At 70.4% G+C, this 821-nt stretch carries 2 pseudogenes; both read right to left on the reverse strand.

Going from position 1 to position 821, the window contains the following annotated elements:
* Positions 1-140, reverse strand: a pseudogene (locus ADL08_RS35400) (ketol-acid reductoisomerase); the annotation flags it as partial.
* Between the two features lie 83 nt (positions 141-223).
* Positions 224-697 (reverse strand): annotated as a pseudogene (ilvN, locus tag ADL08_RS11660) (acetolactate synthase small subunit); the annotation flags it as partial.
* Positions 698-821: the final 124 nt, after the last annotated feature.

Here is an 821-nt window from a genome sequence, read left to right on the forward strand (position 1 = left end):
AGGCCGACGCGGACGTCGACGCCCGAGTCGCGGAGCGACAGCGCGTGGGCGTGCCCCTGGCTGCCGTAACCGATCACCGCGACCTTGCGGCCCTGGATGGTCGAGAGGTCGGCGTCGGCGTCGTAGAAGAGCTCGGCCACGGGGATTCTCCTTGGATCGGGAAGGAAACGTGCACGGGGGAGGGAGCGGGAGCGGGGTCCGGGGAGGCGCTCAGGACGTCGGGACCGCGGCCGATGGCGACGGTGCCGGACTGGACGAGTTCGGTGATGCCGAACGGGCCGAGCATCGTGAGCAGCGCGTCGAGCTTGTCGCGGGTGCCGGTGGCCTCGACGGTGACGGCCTCGGGCGAGACGTCCACGATCCGGGCGCGGAAGAGCCTCACGAGGTCGACGACCTGCGAGCGGGTGTCGTGGCAGGCGCGGACCTTCACGAGGATCAGCTCGCGGCGGATCGCGGAGCCCGGTTCCAGCTCGACGACCTTCAGGACGTTGACCAGCTTGCCGATCTGCCGCACGACCTGGGCCAGCGGGCAGACGTCCGCGTCCACGACGATCGTGATGCGGGAGACGGCGGGGTCCTGCGTCGTGCCCTCGGAGACGGAGTCGATGGTGAAGCCCCGGCGTGCGAAGAGGGACGTGGTGCGGGCGAGGACGCCCGGCTTGTTCTCGACGAGGACCGAGAGCGTGTGGGTGGACATGGTGTTTTCCCTTTCTCTCCGGCTTCTCAGTCGTCTTCGCCGTCGCCGAAGTCGGGGCGGACGCCCCGGGCGGCCATGACCTCGTCGTTGGAGGTGCCGGCGGCCACCATCGGCCACACCTGCG

Source organism: Streptomyces sp. NRRL F-6492, assembly GCF_001280125.1.
Taxonomy (GTDB): domain Bacteria; phylum Actinomycetota; class Actinomycetes; order Streptomycetales; family Streptomycetaceae; genus Streptomyces.